General features: G+C 41.6%; 15 protein-coding genes, 1 other RNA gene and 1 pseudogene. 4 read left to right on the forward strand and 13 right to left on the reverse strand.

The genetic code is table 11. The features are described 5' to 3' along the window. A pseudogene (locus tag G493_RS0110965) lies at positions 1-223 on the reverse strand (IS256 family transposase); the annotation flags it as partial. 109 nt (positions 224-332) lie between these two features. On the opposite strand from G493_RS0110965, the gene G493_RS28865 reads away from it, so the two are divergent. The 4 genes from G493_RS28865 to G493_RS0110985 all read left to right on the forward strand — a co-directional run bounded on the left by G493_RS28865 (position 333) and on the right by G493_RS0110985 (position 5,509). Continuing rightward, positions 333-2,378, forward strand: coding sequence for a helicase C-terminal domain-containing protein (locus G493_RS28865; RefSeq protein WP_153306483.1), 2,046 nt, complete (start codon positions 333-335; stop codon positions 2,376-2,378). Positions 2,379-2,872: 494 nt separating this feature from the next. Further along, complete coding sequence (locus G493_RS0110975; protein ID WP_035274230.1) at positions 2,873-3,559, forward strand: GNAT family N-acetyltransferase; 687 nt, start codon at positions 2,873-2,875, stop codon at positions 3,557-3,559. Further along, on the forward strand, positions 3,556-4,449 hold the full coding sequence (locus G493_RS0110980) for an ImmA/IrrE family metallo-endopeptidase (RefSeq protein ID WP_028580422.1): 894 nt from the start codon (positions 3,556-3,558) through the stop codon (positions 4,447-4,449). Before G493_RS0110975 ends, G493_RS0110980 begins: the two co-directional genes overlap by 4 nt. After that, entirely contained in the window at positions 4,442-5,509 is a 1,068-nt protein-coding gene (locus tag G493_RS0110985; RefSeq protein ID WP_028580423.1) for a beta family protein, read from the forward strand. Before G493_RS0110980 ends, G493_RS0110985 begins: the two co-directional genes overlap by 8 nt. On the opposite strand, the gene G493_RS0110990 is transcribed toward G493_RS0110985, so the two are convergent. The 12 genes from G493_RS0110990 to htpG form a co-directional block, all read right to left on the reverse strand. Further along, on the reverse strand, positions 5,504-6,064 hold the full coding sequence (locus G493_RS0110990) for a sce7726 family protein (RefSeq protein WP_028580424.1): 561 nt from the start codon (positions 6,062-6,064) through the stop codon (positions 5,504-5,506). The two genes, G493_RS0110985 and G493_RS0110990, sit on opposite strands and share 6 nt — an antisense overlap. Before the next feature lie 544 nt (positions 6,065-6,608). Beyond that, complete coding sequence (locus G493_RS0110995; protein WP_028580425.1) at positions 6,609-8,129, reverse strand: hypothetical protein; 1,521 nt, start codon at positions 8,127-8,129, stop codon at positions 6,609-6,611. Further along, positions 8,117-8,416 (reverse strand): helix-turn-helix transcriptional regulator, encoded by a 300-nt coding sequence (locus tag G493_RS32990; protein ID WP_084813532.1) that lies wholly within the window; start codon positions 8,414-8,416, stop codon positions 8,117-8,119. Before G493_RS32990 ends, G493_RS0110995 begins: the two co-directional genes overlap by 13 nt. A 219-nt stretch (positions 8,417-8,635) precedes the next feature. Next, a complete protein-coding gene (locus G493_RS0111005; protein ID WP_028580426.1) occupies positions 8,636-9,343 on the reverse strand; it encodes a hypothetical protein in 708 nt (235 codons plus the stop codon). A 2-nt stretch (positions 9,344-9,345) separates the two neighbouring features. Then, entirely contained in the window at positions 9,346-10,536 is a 1,191-nt protein-coding gene (locus G493_RS0111010) for a tyrosine-type recombinase/integrase (protein ID WP_028580427.1), read from the reverse strand. 163 nt (positions 10,537-10,699) lie between these two features. Beyond that, positions 10,700-11,059: a transfer-messenger RNA gene (gene ssrA, locus G493_RS32995) on the reverse strand. A gap of 31 nt (positions 11,060-11,090) precedes the next feature. After that, positions 11,091-11,546 carry an SsrA-binding protein SmpB gene (smpB, locus tag G493_RS0111015; protein ID WP_028580428.1) on the reverse strand — a complete coding sequence of 152 codons (456 nt, stop codon included), beginning with the start codon at positions 11,544-11,546 and terminating at the stop codon, positions 11,091-11,093. A 110-nt stretch (positions 11,547-11,656) separates the two neighbouring features. Further along, a complete protein-coding gene (locus G493_RS0111020; protein ID WP_028580429.1) occupies positions 11,657-13,477 on the reverse strand; it encodes a GspE/PulE family protein in 1,821 nt (606 codons plus the stop codon). A gap of 116 nt (positions 13,478-13,593) precedes the next feature. Next, positions 13,594-14,202, reverse strand: a complete 609-nt coding sequence (locus tag G493_RS0111025; protein WP_232363746.1) for a YqaA family protein — start codon at positions 14,200-14,202, stop codon at positions 13,594-13,596. Positions 14,203-14,206: 4 nt separating this feature from the next. Next, complete coding sequence (locus G493_RS0111030; protein WP_051309247.1) at positions 14,207-14,815, reverse strand: protein-L-isoaspartate(D-aspartate) O-methyltransferase; 609 nt, start codon at positions 14,813-14,815, stop codon at positions 14,207-14,209. 35 nt (positions 14,816-14,850) lie between these two features. Then, the gene (locus G493_RS0111035; RefSeq protein WP_028580432.1) at positions 14,851-15,225 is read right to left on the reverse strand and encodes a hypothetical protein; all 375 of its coding nucleotides are present in this window, start codon (positions 15,223-15,225) and stop codon (positions 14,851-14,853) included. A 352-nt stretch (positions 15,226-15,577) separates the two neighbouring features. Further along, positions 15,578-17,461 (reverse strand): molecular chaperone HtpG, encoded by a 1,884-nt coding sequence (gene htpG / locus G493_RS0111040; RefSeq protein ID WP_028580433.1) that lies wholly within the window; start codon positions 17,459-17,461, stop codon positions 15,578-15,580. Positions 17,462-17,784 lie beyond the last annotated feature (323 nt).

A 17,784-nucleotide genomic window follows, 5' to 3' on the forward strand; every position in this document is an offset into this window, starting at 1 on the left:
CGATTCCCGTTTGGATTTCTCTTTCAGGCAAATAACCATTGCGTACCACTTGCCTATGCCCCCGGTCATTTTTCACATCTGCATACTGCTGCAGAAGATCCTGAAGTTCAGCTTCGACAGCGTCAGCAATAAGTTGTCGAGCACCATGTCGCAACAACTCGGTCAGTGGATCCTCGGAAAACTCTCCAGGCTTTTTCAGGCTAATAATTTTATTCTTGTTCATGACGTATCCTTTTTGTGTTGGAATTGTTCTTGGCGGATTGGTCCCAACAGGATACGTCATTTATTTTTTATGTCTTCCTCAAACACCACTTTCGATCATAACTCAGGCTGTGATCTTTGATGATGCACATGCAGCTGAGCATCTACTCCGAGACCATTTTACCACTCAAATATCCAGAAACAGTTTCTCAGACCTTTATATAGAAATAGCCAATCTATTCTATGATTATCATATAAAAATTGGAAAAGAAGGCAGTTATGGAGAATTAAGTGACTCTTCTTGCAAACATATTTTCTTAATACCTCCATTTGAAATCAGAAAGCAACAGTCTGAACTGACACGTATCTTAAATGAAGCAAGGCTATCAGATTCAATTGAAACAAAATTCTCATGGGAGTTTATTCGTGATCGAATCGACTTGTGTTGCATACTAATTTCTGGCAACCAAATATCAATTACTCCAGCCTTTGTTCCAACAGCATCCTTGCCATACTTTAAAAGTGAAATTAGAAGGATTTATTTATCTGCAACTCTTTCAGCTCCAGATGCATTTGCAAGAACATTTGGCAAAGTTCCTGATCAAGTCATAGCACCCTCAACAACTGCAGGAGAATGTGAAAGGCAGATCTTATTTCCTTCAAAAGCTGTAAGAGATGTAGAAGACATTGTTCTTACCAAAACACTTATTAACCCTCGTAAAGCCCTAATTCTTGTACCATCTTACCAACGATCAAACAGCTGGTCTGATATTGCCATCCCTCCCGATACCAATAACGTCACAACTGCGGTAAACAGCTTTAAAGTTGACACAGGGAACTCAAAACTACTTCTTGCTGCTAGATATGATGGTGTTGATCTACCTGGAGATACTTGCCGCTTGATGGTGATTGACGACCTCCCAACAGGCATGGGGCTATTAGAAAGATTCATGTGGGAACACCTGGATTTATCTAATTCTATGAGGACTAGTATAGCATCAAGAATAGTACAAAGTTTTGGTAGAATCTCACGAGGAATGAGTGACCATGGGGTTGTAATAATTACAGGTAAACGTCTTAGCGACTGGATATTAATCCCAAAGAACAAGGCCACCTTACCAGATTTCCTACAAAAACAGGTGGAGCTTGGTTATCAAGTTTCGCTTACAATTGAAAATGTTGATGAGTTTGATGATGCTATCAATCAATGTCTGAACAGAGAGGAAGGTTGGCTGAGTGCATATAGTGAGTTCATGTCCAATGAGGAACCAATTGAACATGATATCGACACTGCAAGTCTTACGCTTTTAGCTGAGACAGAATCTAAATTCGGATATGAATTGTGGGATCGTCAGTATGAAAATGCGGCAAAAACCATTTTATCAACACTTGAAGTTGCCTTTGAGGTAAGTACAAATACAGGAGCATGGCACTGTTTCTGGGCAGGACTGGCTTTTGAGCTACTAGGAGACAAAGAAACTTCTACTGAATACTATACTAGAGCCCATGCTAGTCATAGAAATATACCTACATTTCCTTCAACAATAAAACAGGAAACAACTTCTGAAATACCTCCACAAGTTACAGAGGCAGTAAATCAAATTAAAGTCGATAAAAATGGTATAATCTCGTTACCCCGAACAATTCACCAGGATCTTACTCATCTCAATGGAAATGGTTCTTCCTTTCAAACAGAGGAGTCTATAAGAGCATTAGGCCAATATTTGGGTATGGAGTCAACAAGACCTGATAATGAATTTGGCACTGGTCCTGATGTACTCTGGACTTCCCCCGACTTACCAGCGTTTTGTATCGAAGTCAAAACAGATAAAAAAGACTCATCAAATTATAAAAAGACTGAGGTCGGCCAGTTGAGTGATCATGTAGAATGGGTCAAAAACAACACAGAAGCTGAGGAGATAATACCCGTATTTATTGGCCCTTTAAGCAGTGCAACAAGTAAAGCAAATCCACCAAATAATTTCTTTGTAATCGAATTAAAAGAACTAAAATTATTAGCTGATAAACTTGTTTCAACATTGACAGATGCTACCCAAGGCTCTGTTCCTGTTTCACTACTGTCCAACACATTTGAACTCATGAAAACAAGAGGGCTTATTTGGCCAGAGCCTTTGGATCAACTATCAAAACAGAGATTGATTGATATCGAATCGTAACACGCAACTACACTATAATTTCCAGTTACTGCAACATTAATCTTGGCTATCTCGGCTAGGCTAAAGAATCACATGACCTTGTTTATCAAAATATTTTAAACTCTAATTAGACCTGAGCACTAGGCGCCTCTGTGAAGGGGGGGCTTCTAAGCCAGCCCCATATAGGAACAATCTGACGCCATACTTACATCTCAATAAAGAAGTAATATACACTGTATTTTCAATATCTTAGATTGCTGAAAACAAAATTTAATTCATTTATATAAGAATCATTCCCTCTAAACCAGAAAATTCTGTACACACGCCATCGTGTCACATTGTGACACTAAACCATTAATATATTGTACCTTTGGCCCAATGAACCTACTCTAATTCATGGTTTTGTGTTAAGATGGCTTGGACTAAGCTAATAAAATTAGCCCCATAAGGTATTATAAATATATAGAGAGAGTTGAATTTGACAATATAACTGCGCTCTTTTGGATGAACATACCATGACATTAGAGGAATTACGAAAACTGGTCAACGATGGTAAATTTCCAGTTGATAAGTCTATTAACAACATCACTTCAGGTCAGATCCATTCTCTAGATGGTGAAGAAAAAACTTACATAATCTCACATGGCTGGGACATAATAACAGCTAATGAAATTGATGTACTATGGGGAGCCTATAACCTTGAATTGCTTGAAGCCATAGAGCAAATGCAAGTTGATGATGAGGAACGATATACAATAATAACTAATTTACACAAACAAGATTCTCATTGGGATTGGTTTGCAAAATCTTGTCGATACAGTACCGATGAGTACAACTGGTTTTTCCTTATAATTGATGATAAGCCACAGGCTGCATGTTTAACTTATCATCCTAAAGATAGTGCTCTCAGCCCAAATGATATTTTTTACATAGAGTACCTTGCAGTTGCCCCTTGGAATCGTAATACAGGCATCAAAGATCGCATATTTAAAGGATTAGGAAGCATACTCTTATCGAGTGTCTGTGATTTCGCTTGTGAAAAACTAAATCTAACCAGACGGTTTTCCCTTCATTCTTTGCCGCAAGCAACAACATATTACGAGAACATTGGCATGATCAATGTTCCTGACAGGGATAAAGATCTACTCAAATATTATGAAATGCCTCCCTCAAAACAAGATCGTTTGGAGGAAAGCATATGAGCCCAGCAAAAATCAAAGATACTGATTTACATGAAGACTTTGAAGTAAATCGTCCTGCAGGAGAGAATTTCGATCCCAAAACATATCTCGATAATTACAGACTTTATAAAAGTATTCTTGCAGAGGCTCCAGAAAATGAATTAATCAAAAGGGGATGGATTGAAAAGGATAATATTAACTACTCTTTAATCTCTCTATTTAACAATATTCAGCAAAACAACCTTAAGGGTCTTTGCAGAAAAGCCAACACAAGCAACAATGCTTTATGCGCAATATGGCAAACAAGGATATTAACAAATGCACAACTAGCAATAACCACACAAGATATTTCACCTTTTGATGGTATTAACATTCAATATCTCAGAGAAATTGTAAGGTTAAGCCCAAATCCTGAGGTAATTTTAGAGTTACCAAATATATTAGCTCAAATTGGAATTGTGCTTATCTATGAGAGATCTCTGCCTGCAATGAAATTGGATGGTGTTGTATTCAAAATTGCAAATAATCAACCTGTTATTGGACTAAGTTTTAGATATAAAAGGCTAGACTACTTCTGGTTCACATTACTACATGAACTTGCCCACATTGCACTACACTTTGGCCACCTAAACACTCCTATATTTGATGACATGGATGAGGAAAATACAGACATCCTGGAACTACAAGCCAATAAGGTCGCCAAAGATGCCATAGCTGATAAATGGAAATGGAGGAATTGCAAGGCAAAATACACCAATGACGAGCAGGACATTATTGAATTTGCACAAGAATGCGAAGTTCACCCTGCTTTGATAGCTGGCCTACTCCAGCGAGAAAAGAATGCCTACCAATTATTCAGGAAAATAACAGACCAAATTGACGTTAGGGAGATGGTGTTTGGTGATGAATAATTACATTCCGTTTTTAAAAACGAAAACAGGTGAGTTTGGTGCAATTAAAACACTTGAAATGACTATAAAGGAAGAGTTGACTCCATTCCTTGAGTTACAGTTCAACAAGGAAGCTGATTCTGATTGGCTTAAAGATAAAATGCCAAAAATAAAAAGAAAGATTGAGATCAACCTAAATAAGACGCCTTTCTTTTATTTTGACAATTACAATATTGATTCCGATATGGTGATTGATGGCATCAATAACTACCAATATATACTCGAAACCTTAAAAGATCTACCAGTCATCCCTGTTGTTTCCACAGATAGACACCCAGATCACAACCAAAGTGTTTTCAACTTAAAATCAAGTGGAGACATCGAATCAGATGTTCTTGCGATACGATTGACAAGTGAGCACTTTCAAAATTACCATTTAACCCAACTTGACCTTATCAATGAGTTAGGAACCGTAATTCCACAATTTGATCAGATTGACCTGATATTAGATTGTCGGGTTTGTCTAAATACAGATACTGCAGAGGCTGCAAACAACATTATCGATTTTACGGTTAACTTTGCAAAGGATTACAATGTTAGACGTGTAATAGTTGCAGGATCTTCAATCCCTCCATCTATTGCTGACCTTTTGCCACCAATTTCTACTACCACTGTAGAGAGACAAGAGCTTGCAATTTATAGAAATGTGCAACTACTAAGCAGTGATTTTGATTTATATTTAGGAGACTATGGTAGCGTATCACCAGATTTCAGTGAGATAGATATCATACCTGAGGCAATGAGGAATGTAACCGCACCAAAGATCATCTATGCATATGATGATAACCATTTCATCCTAAGAGGTGGGGCTCTCGCAACCCACCCAAGAGGCGATGATCAATACTATGACTTATCTGGATACCTCGAAGCTCAACCTTTTTTTCGAGGACCAGGATACAGTGAAGGTGGCAAATTTTTCAAAGAGAAAAGCAAATCTCTAGGTCCAAAGGTTACACCAGCAAGTATTGTAAAACCCACACTTAATTCACATATCACCTACATGATGAAAGGATGGTCATAAGCAGCGCTTTTGACACCTCTCCGTCAATAAAGAACTAATCTCTCTACTTATTTGAACCTTTCTTTTAGCTTGCGAGATTTGAGTAGAAAGAGAGTCTCTCGTCCAAATATGTTTTTTCCTTTGTTGAGGTGCAACTAGATTGAGCATCTCACTCTTCCAAAGAGTTAACAGAGCTTTCTTTTTGTCAAAGTTACTATTTGGAACCGATTTTCGAACGTAAGCAATACGAACGGTACCATCAATCTCTTGCGCCTCCATAATTCCCCAAAAATGTGGCAAAATGGATAGAGCTTTTTCAACATGCTTAGAGGTGGTAACTAAAGATATCTTCCAGAATACCTGATTGAAAAACTCTCCCTGCTCTACAGCCCTTTCAATTTTATCTCCATCACCTTTTATCTCGTAACAATGTGCATTGTCATAAATTGCGACTACATCAGCGATGGCATTTCCATTATGAACCCTTAATTCCTCAACAATGGCTTTTGGCTTTTTGGCCTGACTACCTAGTTTCTGAATTAGAGACTTACGAATATCTGAATCGTTCAACTGCATATCTAAATCAATCTCTTTATTATCAATAAGTTACGATATTTTATACCATTACCTTATCCTACCATAAAGGGTAAACACTTCATAGCTACAATGATTCCAATGTGAAAATTATTTTGTTGCTTTTGCTTGCAGCAATGACCTTTCTATCTGAAGTAATCACCAAATTATTCCCCCAAAAATGCAACCTACATCAATCCAACACTATCAGTGTTAAGTCCTTTAAAAATGGAAAGTAATTTAAAGTAGCGAGATAGGAAAAAGTTCCCATAAAGTGGGAATAGGGAAGAAGGGGGTTTGGAATAAATACAATCATCACACACTATTTGTTTTATTCCCCAAAAAATTGAAAAGATAACGAGTAATTACAAGCTGCAACAACAAGTATATTCTCTGGGCATCTGCCATGGTGACTCACTAGCAGGCACCTGATAATGCTCAAAAATTTGACAATTTCTGCATTATGATAGTTATTTTAATCCTTCCTCCTCCCCCCCTTCTCCCCACTCTATGGGAACTTTTTAATAAACAATGTTAAACTAGGTAATTAGAACTCAACATCCACTTCTATTGGAAAACCAAACATTTTTTCATACTCTGTTATCATGACATGCTTCAAAAAAGAACGATCTGATCGTTTAACCACAAAACTGTCATGAAGTGGGAGACAGGGTTTCCCTTCCTTTGCGAATATGAGTAATATCTTTTCTGCCAGTTGAGAGTCAAGAAACTGCAGCTTTCTGCCAATCTGATTAAACATTGTGCCTGCAAGTTTTGGATGATGGGAAAGAACTCGATCAATGGCATCATCAAATTCGAAATAACCCAATCCATCTACCATATATATGTCATTGCTATTATATGATTTATATGACTTAACAGTCCAGACCTCTGAAGGAAGTTTTAGTTCCCCTTTAATAATGTCTCCTGCAATTGAGTTTCTCAACTCTCCACGTGACGCCACGTTAAAAGTGCGCAGTAACGTCTGTTTGGCAAATTTCCGACAGTTATCATCATTACTGAAACCAGGGATATAATACAACTCACCTACAGGAGTCGGTATTTTTTCAAAGATATTGTAAGCCATGGCAACATGATAACTTGAATAGTCTATTTCGGTTGCAGGCTCACCATCAATCCTTATTCTGCTTCTGAAAGGGATAATTCTATTGGGTAAATTCTGCCAGAATCCACCATAGAATCTGCCACCACTTTCAAAATCATCCACAAACTTTCTACATAAAAACGTATCCGTTATATCAAGAAATGGCGCCTTCCTTCTTAGAAAATCAATCGTCCCTTTTGGAACCGAATCTGGAAGGTACAAACTGTATGAATGTTGTCGCAAAACTTCATTAATCAGCTTCACATTTGTACGTGCACTTTTAGTATAATTATCATCTACATATTCAATTTTCTTCTTTTTGCCCGTAATTTCATCATTGGTTCGCAGAATTATACTTTCTGATGCAGGGTATATAGTTTTTATATCCACACCCTCAAATAATGAAGATAACTTTCTGGTCGCTCTCATCCTTGAAATATTGCCATTACCACGCCCTCTACCCCATTCACCAAGCTCCATGTCGATATATCCGTTTTCATGCAAATAATCCACAGTGGTAATTGTATAATTATATGAGTAATTTGTAACAGTTTCATACCTACTTCTCTTGCACTCACTTCCTCTAGGTATTGAATACGCAGTTTTCTTTCTCCAGTACCCAACCCATTTTGCGCTTGTGAGAGATTTCAGATAAAGAAATGTTACAATTCCCTCGATATGTTTTCTCTTTTCCTCAATCTTACTGTTACCCTTGAATGGTATTAGCTCCAGAAGTTCATCAATTTTTTTACCAAAGAAAGGATCTTCACACTTCCAAGAGTAATTAAGGAAATCTGTCTCCACCCTGTCGCTCAAATGAGCGTTAGGCACATAATCAGGATTGTTCTCCCACCAAATCAGTGATTTTAGAGCACGAAGACCATCTGGAGTTTTTGGGTCAAGCTGCCTGAAATTCATTGATTCCAAACGACAACCACTGCTTTTCTTTATCAGCTCTCCCATGCCTTCCTCCCTTCCCCTCTGGTAAGGATAGTTTTGCCATCCTGCTCATAAATAGTATGACTAAAAAGCCTTCCTTCTACAAAGCCACTGTTTTCAATACAACTCAGTAGCCATGCGTCAACTTCATGCTCTAGCCACCCCACAGCTCTCTGGCCAAGTTTAATTTGTCTAGGGAAGGTCCCTTCTTTAATGCGCTCATAAATAGTAGATTTGCCCAAACCAACTCTTTCTAGAACCTGATCCATCCGAAGTATTCTTAAATTATATCCTCCTTTTTTCGTTTGCATTGTTTTCCTCCTTTCTGATTGATTGCCAATTACATTCTAATCACCTCCATTTTTTGAAAGTTTTGTAACTGAGTATGGGGGGAACTATACCCCATGCATTTACAGGAAACGTTGCAATTGCAATTGCAAATTGCATTAATGGATTTTTCTGGAAGGGAAAGGACTAAGGAGAAGGGAAAGCACTCTATTGGTAGGAAGGTCTAGAGCGGAACTTGAGTCTTACAAGTGATATTTTTTGAGAATTTCTGATTCATTTTCTTTGGGGTCATGTGTCCTTTTCAATCTTTTTCTTGCGGCAGCAATCACATGATTCAAGTTCGATACGGATATCCCATTTAAGTCACCATAAATATCATTTATAAATTGGCGCAATGAAGCATCTGTTTTAAATTCTTTATCTCTAAACTCGCCCATCAGGCATCTGTCTAAGGTTGCAATAACATATTCATATGTTTCTGGAGTGAATGAACCTTCCTCAACAGCTATTTCTTTAGTTTGTTTTACTGTAGCACTCATTAGGCCGAACTCTATCTTATCTTCTTCAGATAAAGGTTGGCTGATTAATTTTTGAAATGCTCTATGCTTCTCAGCTAAAGCCTCTTCTTCAATTTCAATGGTCTGATCATAATCCAACTCTTCTTTTTCAACTTTAACTTCGTTTTTTTCACCGCTGTCACCAGCTGCCCACTTTTCAAAGGATTCAATATGAATGTACAAATTATCCTCTGCAAATAAGATTTCTACAGCGTAATTAAGTTTGTGCTCTTTCATACGGTATTCCACATGACCATCTTTGCACGCCTGAAAAAGCTCTGACTTCAAGAGTTCCAAACATGACCCTTCATCACCACACCAGTACCTTACCAATGCATCTGCAGGAACGTATTTTGGCTTTATCCAAGAACCATTCTTCTTATGTTGAAACATATTTACTTCTCCACATCCTCTCTTAATTCATCAAGGTAATCTGCCCACCACTGCATCATATCTTTCCTCTTTTCGAGATGTTGTGCATAATTGTATGCCGCCTTTACACTATTTCCCTCAGCGTGAGCAAGTTGAAGCTCGATAGCGTCTCCAAGCCATGCATTTTCATACAAAAGGGTTGAAGCCATCCCTCGAAAGCCATGTCCTGTAATCTGGTCCTTGCTATATCCCATGCCTCGCAGAGCTGCATTAACTGTATTATTACTCATCGGTTTACTTCTGCTTCTCAGGCTGGGAAAAACATATTTCCCTTCACCTGTGAGTGGTCTAATCTCTTCTATTATTTCAAGAGATTGACGAGACAATGGTACAATATGCGGTCGATTCATTTTCATCTTAGACTCAGGAATTTTCCATATACCGCCTTCAACATCAATCTCTTCCCACTCCGCATGCCTTAACTCGCCAGGTCGAACAAATGTAAGAGGAGCTAGTTTCAAAGCACATCTTGTAACAAGATTGCCATGATATCCGTCAATTGCCCTCATTAAGCAACCAATCTTTTTGGGATCGGTGATTGTCGCCATGGCTTTCGGTTTGACTGGTGTCAGAGCACCTTTCAAATCTGCACTCGGATCACGATCTGCACGACCTGTTGCAATGGCATACCTAAATACTTGTCCACAAATCTGCTTAACACGATGGGCAGTTTCAATTGCACCACCATTTTCAATTCTCCTCAATACCTTCAATAGCATGGGAGCATCAACTGAAGCTATTTCTTTGTTCCCTATCCATGGGAGGACCTTGTTTTCCAACCTGCCTTTTACTGTTTCCGCATGCTTTGCAGTCCAAGTTGGTACTTGTTTCGAATACCACTCCCTTGCAACCACCTCAAACATATTTTCTGTTAATGCTTTTTGCTTACGCTTCTCTTGATTCTTATATTCGTTTGGATCAATACCCTTCGCCAATATTCGCTTGTAATCAGTATGCCACTCCCTCACCTCTTTAAGTGTCACATCTGGATAGACACCATAGGCAAAGGTCTTTCGTTTTCCGCCAAACCTATAATCCCATCGGAAATACTTCCCTGTTTTTGTGACAAGCAGATACAAGCCACGACCATCTGTCAATTTGTACTGCTTCTGTTGTGGTTTGGCATTGCGAATTGCGGTATCTGTGAGCTTCATGACGGTATCTCCTATTGCCTATTTATCAAATACCGTCCAATATACCGCCTTAAATGACGGTATGTCAACAGATCAAACTGGACACTACTGGAAACAAAAAACCCTGAAAGCCTTTTCAGCTCTCAGGGTTAAGTATGTTGCCAGATCTCTCTGGACTTTAATATGGTGGAGGCGGCGGGAGTCGAACCCGCGTCCGGAAATTCTCCCCTTATGTCTCTACATGCTTAGTTCCGGGATTAAGTCTCGCATCCGGGTCTCACCCGGAACCGGGATAATCGGATGCCAGCCTGAAAAGATCTTATCCAGTGCGCCTCAGGCGTGCGCAGCGGACCAGCCTATAGAGTCGACGCTCCGATTCCAGCCCCATAGACAAGGGCTGGTGGAACGGCACAGCAGATTAAGCTGCCAGTGCGTAATTATAATCGTCTGCGATTATATTTAAGTTCCGTCATTTTTACGAGCTGACAGAAACTCGACATGCAACACTAAGCTTCAATATCCCCGTCGAATCCGTTTCGCCCCCATTCTGTAGTATGTGTTTATGATAGTTGTGGTTACATCTTGTTGCGCATATCGCGCTCAATTTCGCGGTTGGTCTGCTTTTCTTTTAGAGCAGCCCGTTTATCATAGAGTTTTTTACCGCGGGCAAGGCCCAATTCCACTTTTGCCTTACCATTTTCTATAAAGTAAATCTTAAGTGGTATAAGCGCAATGCCTTTCTCGTGCAATTTTCCGATGAGTTTTCGAATTTCCTGCCGATTCAACAACAATTTACGCACCCTGAGCGGATCAGGACTCACATGGGTGGCAAAAGAGTATGGCGAAATATGTACATTATACAGAAAGACCTCACCATCCTTCACCTGGGCATAGCCATCGCGCAGGTTCACCTTCCCAGCCCGAAGAGATTTTACCTCCGGCCCGTTGAGCACCATGCCAGCCTCAAAGGTCTGGTCTATATGGTAATCGTGAAAAGCTTTTTTATTTTTTGCTACTATCTTCTGTGCCATATCCCAACACTCCTTAACGGAAAGAGAGTGCTTCTACCACAAATTCCGAATTACTTCAAGCAGATTCCCTGAAAACTACCAGTCCATCTAAAATAATGGTCTAAAGAAACTCAATCAACCTCTCTAGTTACCCTGATGGCTTCTTCAACAGTGGTCAAACCTGCCTGTACCTTTCGCCAGGCATCCTCTCGCAAAGTGGCCATACCCTCACGGGCAGCGACCTGTCGCAGTTCTTCCACCGGAGAGGCTGCAGAGACCATCTTCTTTAACTGCTCAGACATTGGAAATATTTCAAAAATTCCCATACGCCCTGAATAGCCAGTATTTCGACAATTCAAGCAGCCTGCTCCTCGTCTGAGCTGGACCGATTCCCTGTCATGTACGGGAAATCCCATTTTCAACAACTCGGCGGCCTCAACCTCGTAGGTCTCTGCACATTCAGGACAAATCTTACGAACCAGTCGTTGCGCGAGAGCACCAAGCATGGTGGAAGAAATCAAAAACGGCTCAAGCCCCAGATCCTGCAGACGAACAATACTTGCAACCGCATCATTGGTGTGAAGGGTTGAAAATACCAGGTGTCCGGTGAGAGCTGCCTGAACAGCATAGGTTGCTGTTTCCAGATCTCGAATCTCACCAATCATTATTATATCCGGATCCTGCCGAAGGATATTCCGCAAAATAGAGGAAAAAGAAACATCAATCTGGGTTTGCACCGCTATCTGGTTGAATTCCTCGTGGACCATCTCCACAGGATCTTCAACCGTAATGATATTCTTTTCAGGTGTGGCGATCTTTTTCAACGTCGAATACAGGGTGGTGGACTTACCACTACCGGTGGGACCTGTTACCAGAACAATACCATGGGGACTGGTCATGAAGTTATCATACACAACGCGATCACGACGGGAAAATCCCAACTGGTCAAGATCCTGAAACACCACATCCGGGTTCAGAATACGCATGACAGTTTTTTCGCCGAATGCCACAGGAACGGTAGAAACACGAATTTCAGCTTCCCTGCCCTCCTCCCTTCGTCCGATTTTAATACGCCCGTCCTGAGGGCGACGCTTCTCGGCAATATCCATCCGAGCAAGAGATTTTATACGGGAGGTAATGGCAGAATGCACGGCTTTAGGAAGCTTGTAAATCGTATGCAAGACCCCATCAATACGAAAGCGGACAACACAAGATTCCCTTTTCGGCTCCACATGGATATCACTGGCTCGCTGATCCAGAGCATAGCTGAACAGGTGATTGACCGCAGCTTTGATGTGCTGGTCTGTGGATGCCAGTTCCTTATTGGAAGCCAGTCGGACATACTGCTCAAGGTTACCGATATCTACGGTGGATGCCGTGCCGGTACCTGAAAACTGGTTTTCCGCCGCACTGATGGAGTGCTGGAAACCAAAAAATTCGCCCAGGATTTTTTTTATATCTGAACGGGTGGAAAGATACGCCCGTATCTTAACTTGATTGGCCCGCTCAATATCTGCCAATACGGTGTGCTTGTCCGGGTTACAGGTGACAACCTCCAACACGCCGTTCCGCAGGCCAAATGGTAATATCAGGTGACTGATGGCAAAGGATCTGGGGATAGTCTTTGTGACAATCTCCATATCCAATTCCAAAGGATCGAGTTTTTTGAAAGGAATACGGAATTTTTTAGCAATCGCCCGAATAATGTGCTCCTCACTTAGCACAACAGCATTACTTCCGGGGATTTCCAAGTTCAGAGAAGTGATAATATCCAGCAAATCGGGATATTCTTTATCTCTCTGATCATTATCCTGTTTTCTGATGCTCAGCTGACGCAGCAGAGTTTGTTTTTGTCGTCCTTTGTTAAGAATAATAAACTGTCGCTGTTCATCGCTGAGCAATTTTTGCTCAACCAACAGATCGATAAGTTTATCGCTGTTAAGAAATGCCATAGAATAATCCGTTTCTGTTGCTCCTTTGTCTCTCCTGTACCCTGGCAATAATTGCCCAAGGCTGCAAGTAGTTTTTATTTTACGACAAAAGAGAACACACGCAAAAGGGTAATTGCTCAGAGGAGATATTTCAGGAGCACAAATCCACCGATCAGCAACACCATGAACACTACAGTGAGGATATTGAAATATTTGTTGATGAAATACTGAACCTTGGCTCCAAAAAAATAAATAAGGCCCGCAACCAGACAAAACCGTGCAGAACGAGCCACCAGAGAAACCACCATAAAGGTCACGAAATTGGTTTTAAAGGCTCCAGCGGTGATGGTAAACAGTTTATAGGGGATGGGTGTAAAAGCAGCCATACCAACAGCCCAGGCATCGTATCGGCGAAAAGCATCCTGCACAACCACATACTTTTCCTGCAGATGGTACATCTCCAGAATGGGGGTTCCCAAAGTATCCATAAATCCCCAGCCAAGAGCATACCCCAGGGCACCACCAAGAACCGATCCCAACGAACAAAGGGCGGCATATTTGAACGATTTTTTTGGTGCTCCAATACAAAGGGCGATTAAAAATACATCGGGCGGTATGGGGAAAAAGGAAGATTCTGCAACGGCAATGAAAAACAGAACCCATACTCCGGCAGGTGTTTGAATCCACGCCATACAGCGAAGGTATATTCGTTGCAACAGCCCATATTGTTCTTGACTCTGTTCCACTGTATTACCACCCATGGGTGCCGATCAAATCAACAAACCGAACATATTCAACGGTAAAGGTTTTTACCTCCCCGTCTTCCTTGACCACAAGTTTCAGCTCCTGATATCCATGTTCACCGACGGGAATAATCATTCTCCCGGGATCTGCCAGCTGGTCGAGAAGGGGCTGTGGGATATATGGTCCACCTGCTGTAACAATAATTGCATCAAAGGGAGCTTCATCTTCCCAACCTGTGGTGCCGTCATCAATACGAGAGATGATGTTGTGATATCGCAGTTTATCAAATATCCTTCGAGCTTTTCCCAACAGGCCGTCAATACGCTCGACCGTATACACTTTTTCACAAATTCTGGAGAGAACCGCTGCCTGGTACCCTGATCCGGTGCCAATCTCCAATACCCGTTCATCGCCTTTCAATTGCAGAGCCTGGGTCATCAGGGCAACAATATAGGGCTGAGATATTGTCTGGCCACTGCCAATGGGCAGCGGAAAATCACCATAGGCATTTGCTGCCATGGCATCCTCGACAAAAAGATGGCGTGGGACGGTTGCCATGGCATCCAGTACACGGGTGTCAGTTATCCCCCTTGGAATGATCTGCTCATCGACCATCCTTTGTCTATATATATCATAGGTGTCAGAGCTGCTCACTTGACGTCTTCCCAGGTGAAATCCTCAAGCCATTCACGATCTTTCTCACTGAATGTTCTGAACTCACAGGATGTCACCACATCATTGTTCATTAAAATAACTATCATTTCATAGCCTTCAGCATCTACCCATGATCCTATCACAGGTGTATGGCCCAACAAACCGGGGACCTCCTCATAATAAACATACTCAATAACACCCGGGGAAACTGTCCGGTGTCCATTGGGTTCGCCAAGAAAACGGCGTACATCGTTTTTTGTTGAGACTCCCGGTTTTATCAGTGCTGCATCAGAAGCCAGATGGCGAACCTGTTTGGCATTACATCCTGTAAGTAACAGGCAAAGAAACAGTATCGAAAATATATAGCGCATTGGGAATGCCTCCACCGGTTACAATGAGCTCGAATTTGTCCCGGTTTATGTAGATACGCACGTATTATTGAGCGTCCATCCTGAAATGCCCATTTCGGAAGGGTACTCTTTGAGAGTGTCTTGTTCCTATAACAAGAAAAAAGGTTGTGTTCCTATATCGTGAACACAACCTTTTTTCAACCAAAGAGTCATTGCCAGCCGCCTTGAACGGCAGTATCTGGCAATTTTTTCTCTTTAAAGCTCATCATGTATGCGTCACAGCTACATATTGCGTACAGACTGCTCACCGGATATCGAACGGAAAAACTCCATACCAGTAGCTGAAAGCTCAACTCTTTCTGAAATTGTCAGTTTACTCATTTGTGCCAACAGCACGTTCAAGGATACGATAGTTACGGCTGACCAGTTCCATGGGATCAACCATCAGGCCGGCCTGAATAAGAGCATTGGTATATACCTGCTCGACTACTTCGCCTGCAAAATCTGTATCGCTTTCCCGCAGCTGGGCAAGTTTTTTAATTAATGGGCTGGAAGCATTGATTTCCAGGTCCTTTTTTGATCCCATGGAAAGAGGATTATCCTGACCGGAGGCCTGCATGACCCGCTCCATGGAAGATGTCATGTACCCGTCCACATTTACGATCATTGCAGGACTGTCTACCAGACGGGTCGACACTTTTACATCCTGCACCTTACCGGCAAGACGCTCTTTGATCCAACTGCAAAGCGCTGTTACTTGATCCTTGGGCAGAGCGTCAACAGTCTCTGCTTCCTTGTCATCTGCCGATTCCTGTGCATTTTCAGGCAGGCTGATATCTGCCGCGTCTGCTGAAACCAGCTTTTTCTCCTCATACTCTCCCAGATGGTTGAGTACAAAGTCATCAATGGGTTCCAGGGTATAGAAAATCTCAATGCCCCGTTTCTTGAACATTTCCACATAGGGGCTTGCTTCCACAGCACTGCGACTGGTTCCATTGATAAAATAGATTTTCTCCTGCCCATCTTTCATACGCCCCAGGTATTTATCCAGAGAGATCATTTCTCCCGGCTCACTGGCTGAAGATTCAAAGCGCAACAATTTCCCGAGATCTTTACGATATTCAAAATCAGAAGTCACTCCTTCCTTGATGAATATACCAAAGGTCTTCCAAAACTGCTGATATTTCTCCTCATCCCTGATGGCTTCTTCATTCAGGAATTTAATAAAGCGTTTGGTCAACACCTTACGCAGTTTCATAACCAGGGCATTATCCTGCAACGACTGGCGCGAAATATTGAGCGGCAGATCTTCCGAGTCAACCACACCTTTCATGAAACGAAGCCATTCAGGCAAAATGTTTTCGCTATGCTGGTCAATGAGAACTTTCTGGCAATACAGATTCACACCAGGGTCCATACGTCCCATGCCAAACATCTCAAAATTTTCCTTGGGCACATACACCAGCGCATTAATTGCCAGTGGAGCGTCAGCGGAGAAGTGCAGCCGATACATGGGCTCATCGCCTGCATTACCGACAAATTTATAAAACTCGTTATACTCTTCTTCTGTAATCTCGTTTTTAGATCGGGTCCAGATGGCCTGAACAGTGTTGACGGTTTTTCCTTCAACCTTAATCGGAAAAGGCACAAATGTGGAATATTGCTCGATGATGCGCTCTATGGTGAATTTCTGCCCATAGGTGTGCGCATCCTCTTTGAGCTCCATGATAATTTTGGTTCCACGGTGTAATCCGGGGCAAGGACTGATCGTATAACTGCCATTTCCGTCAGATACCCACTCATGCCCTTCACTGCCATCATAAGAACGAGTCTGCACAGTAACCTTGGTGGCTGCCATAAATGCGGAATAGAAACCAACGCCGAACTGACCAATCAGGTTAACATCCTTTTTCACAGCCTCAGCCAATTCTTCGAAATACTTACCAGAACCCGAGTGCGCAATGGTTCCCAGGTTTGTTTCCAGCTCCTCCCGGGTCATGCCGATACCGGTATCTGTGATGGTCAGTGTATGTTTTGTATCATCGCAGTCAATATTGATCTCCAGTGGAACATGCGCATCAAAATCGACTTTTTCCACCAGATTCTGGTGCCTGAATTTTTCCAACGCATCTGCGGCATTGGAGACAAGTTCTCGAACAAAAATATCCCGTTCCGTATAAAGTGAGTTAATGACAATATCCAGAACTCTTCGTGTCTCGGCCTGAAATTGTTTTGTCTCAGCCTGTACGTCTGTCATGGGATTTTACCTCAAAAGATTTCCTTTTTTTGATTGCTACGCCCAGCAATACCGGGTGTCTCCTCTCATAGGGCTTCTATGCTCCATACATGCAACACTGCTCCCACCATGGAGTTCGTAAAAATTATTCGTAACTACTCACGGGGAGACGAAAAGCTCATACGTCTCCAGTAGTTGCAAGAGATAACAGGGATCCTGAGGTTTTCGCAAGCAGGCTGGTGCAGCGTATTGGGTCATACCTAAACCAGACTGATAGCGGAAAGATCAGGTGCACTGTGAACAGTTACGATTTGTATTATTCTCCAAAACTCATCAGATGGGAA

Origin of the sequence: Desulfogranum japonicum DSM 18378 (genome assembly GCF_000429945.1) — a bacterium.
Lineage (GTDB): Bacteria > Desulfobacterota > Desulfobulbia > Desulfobulbales > Desulfobulbaceae > Desulfogranum > Desulfogranum japonicum.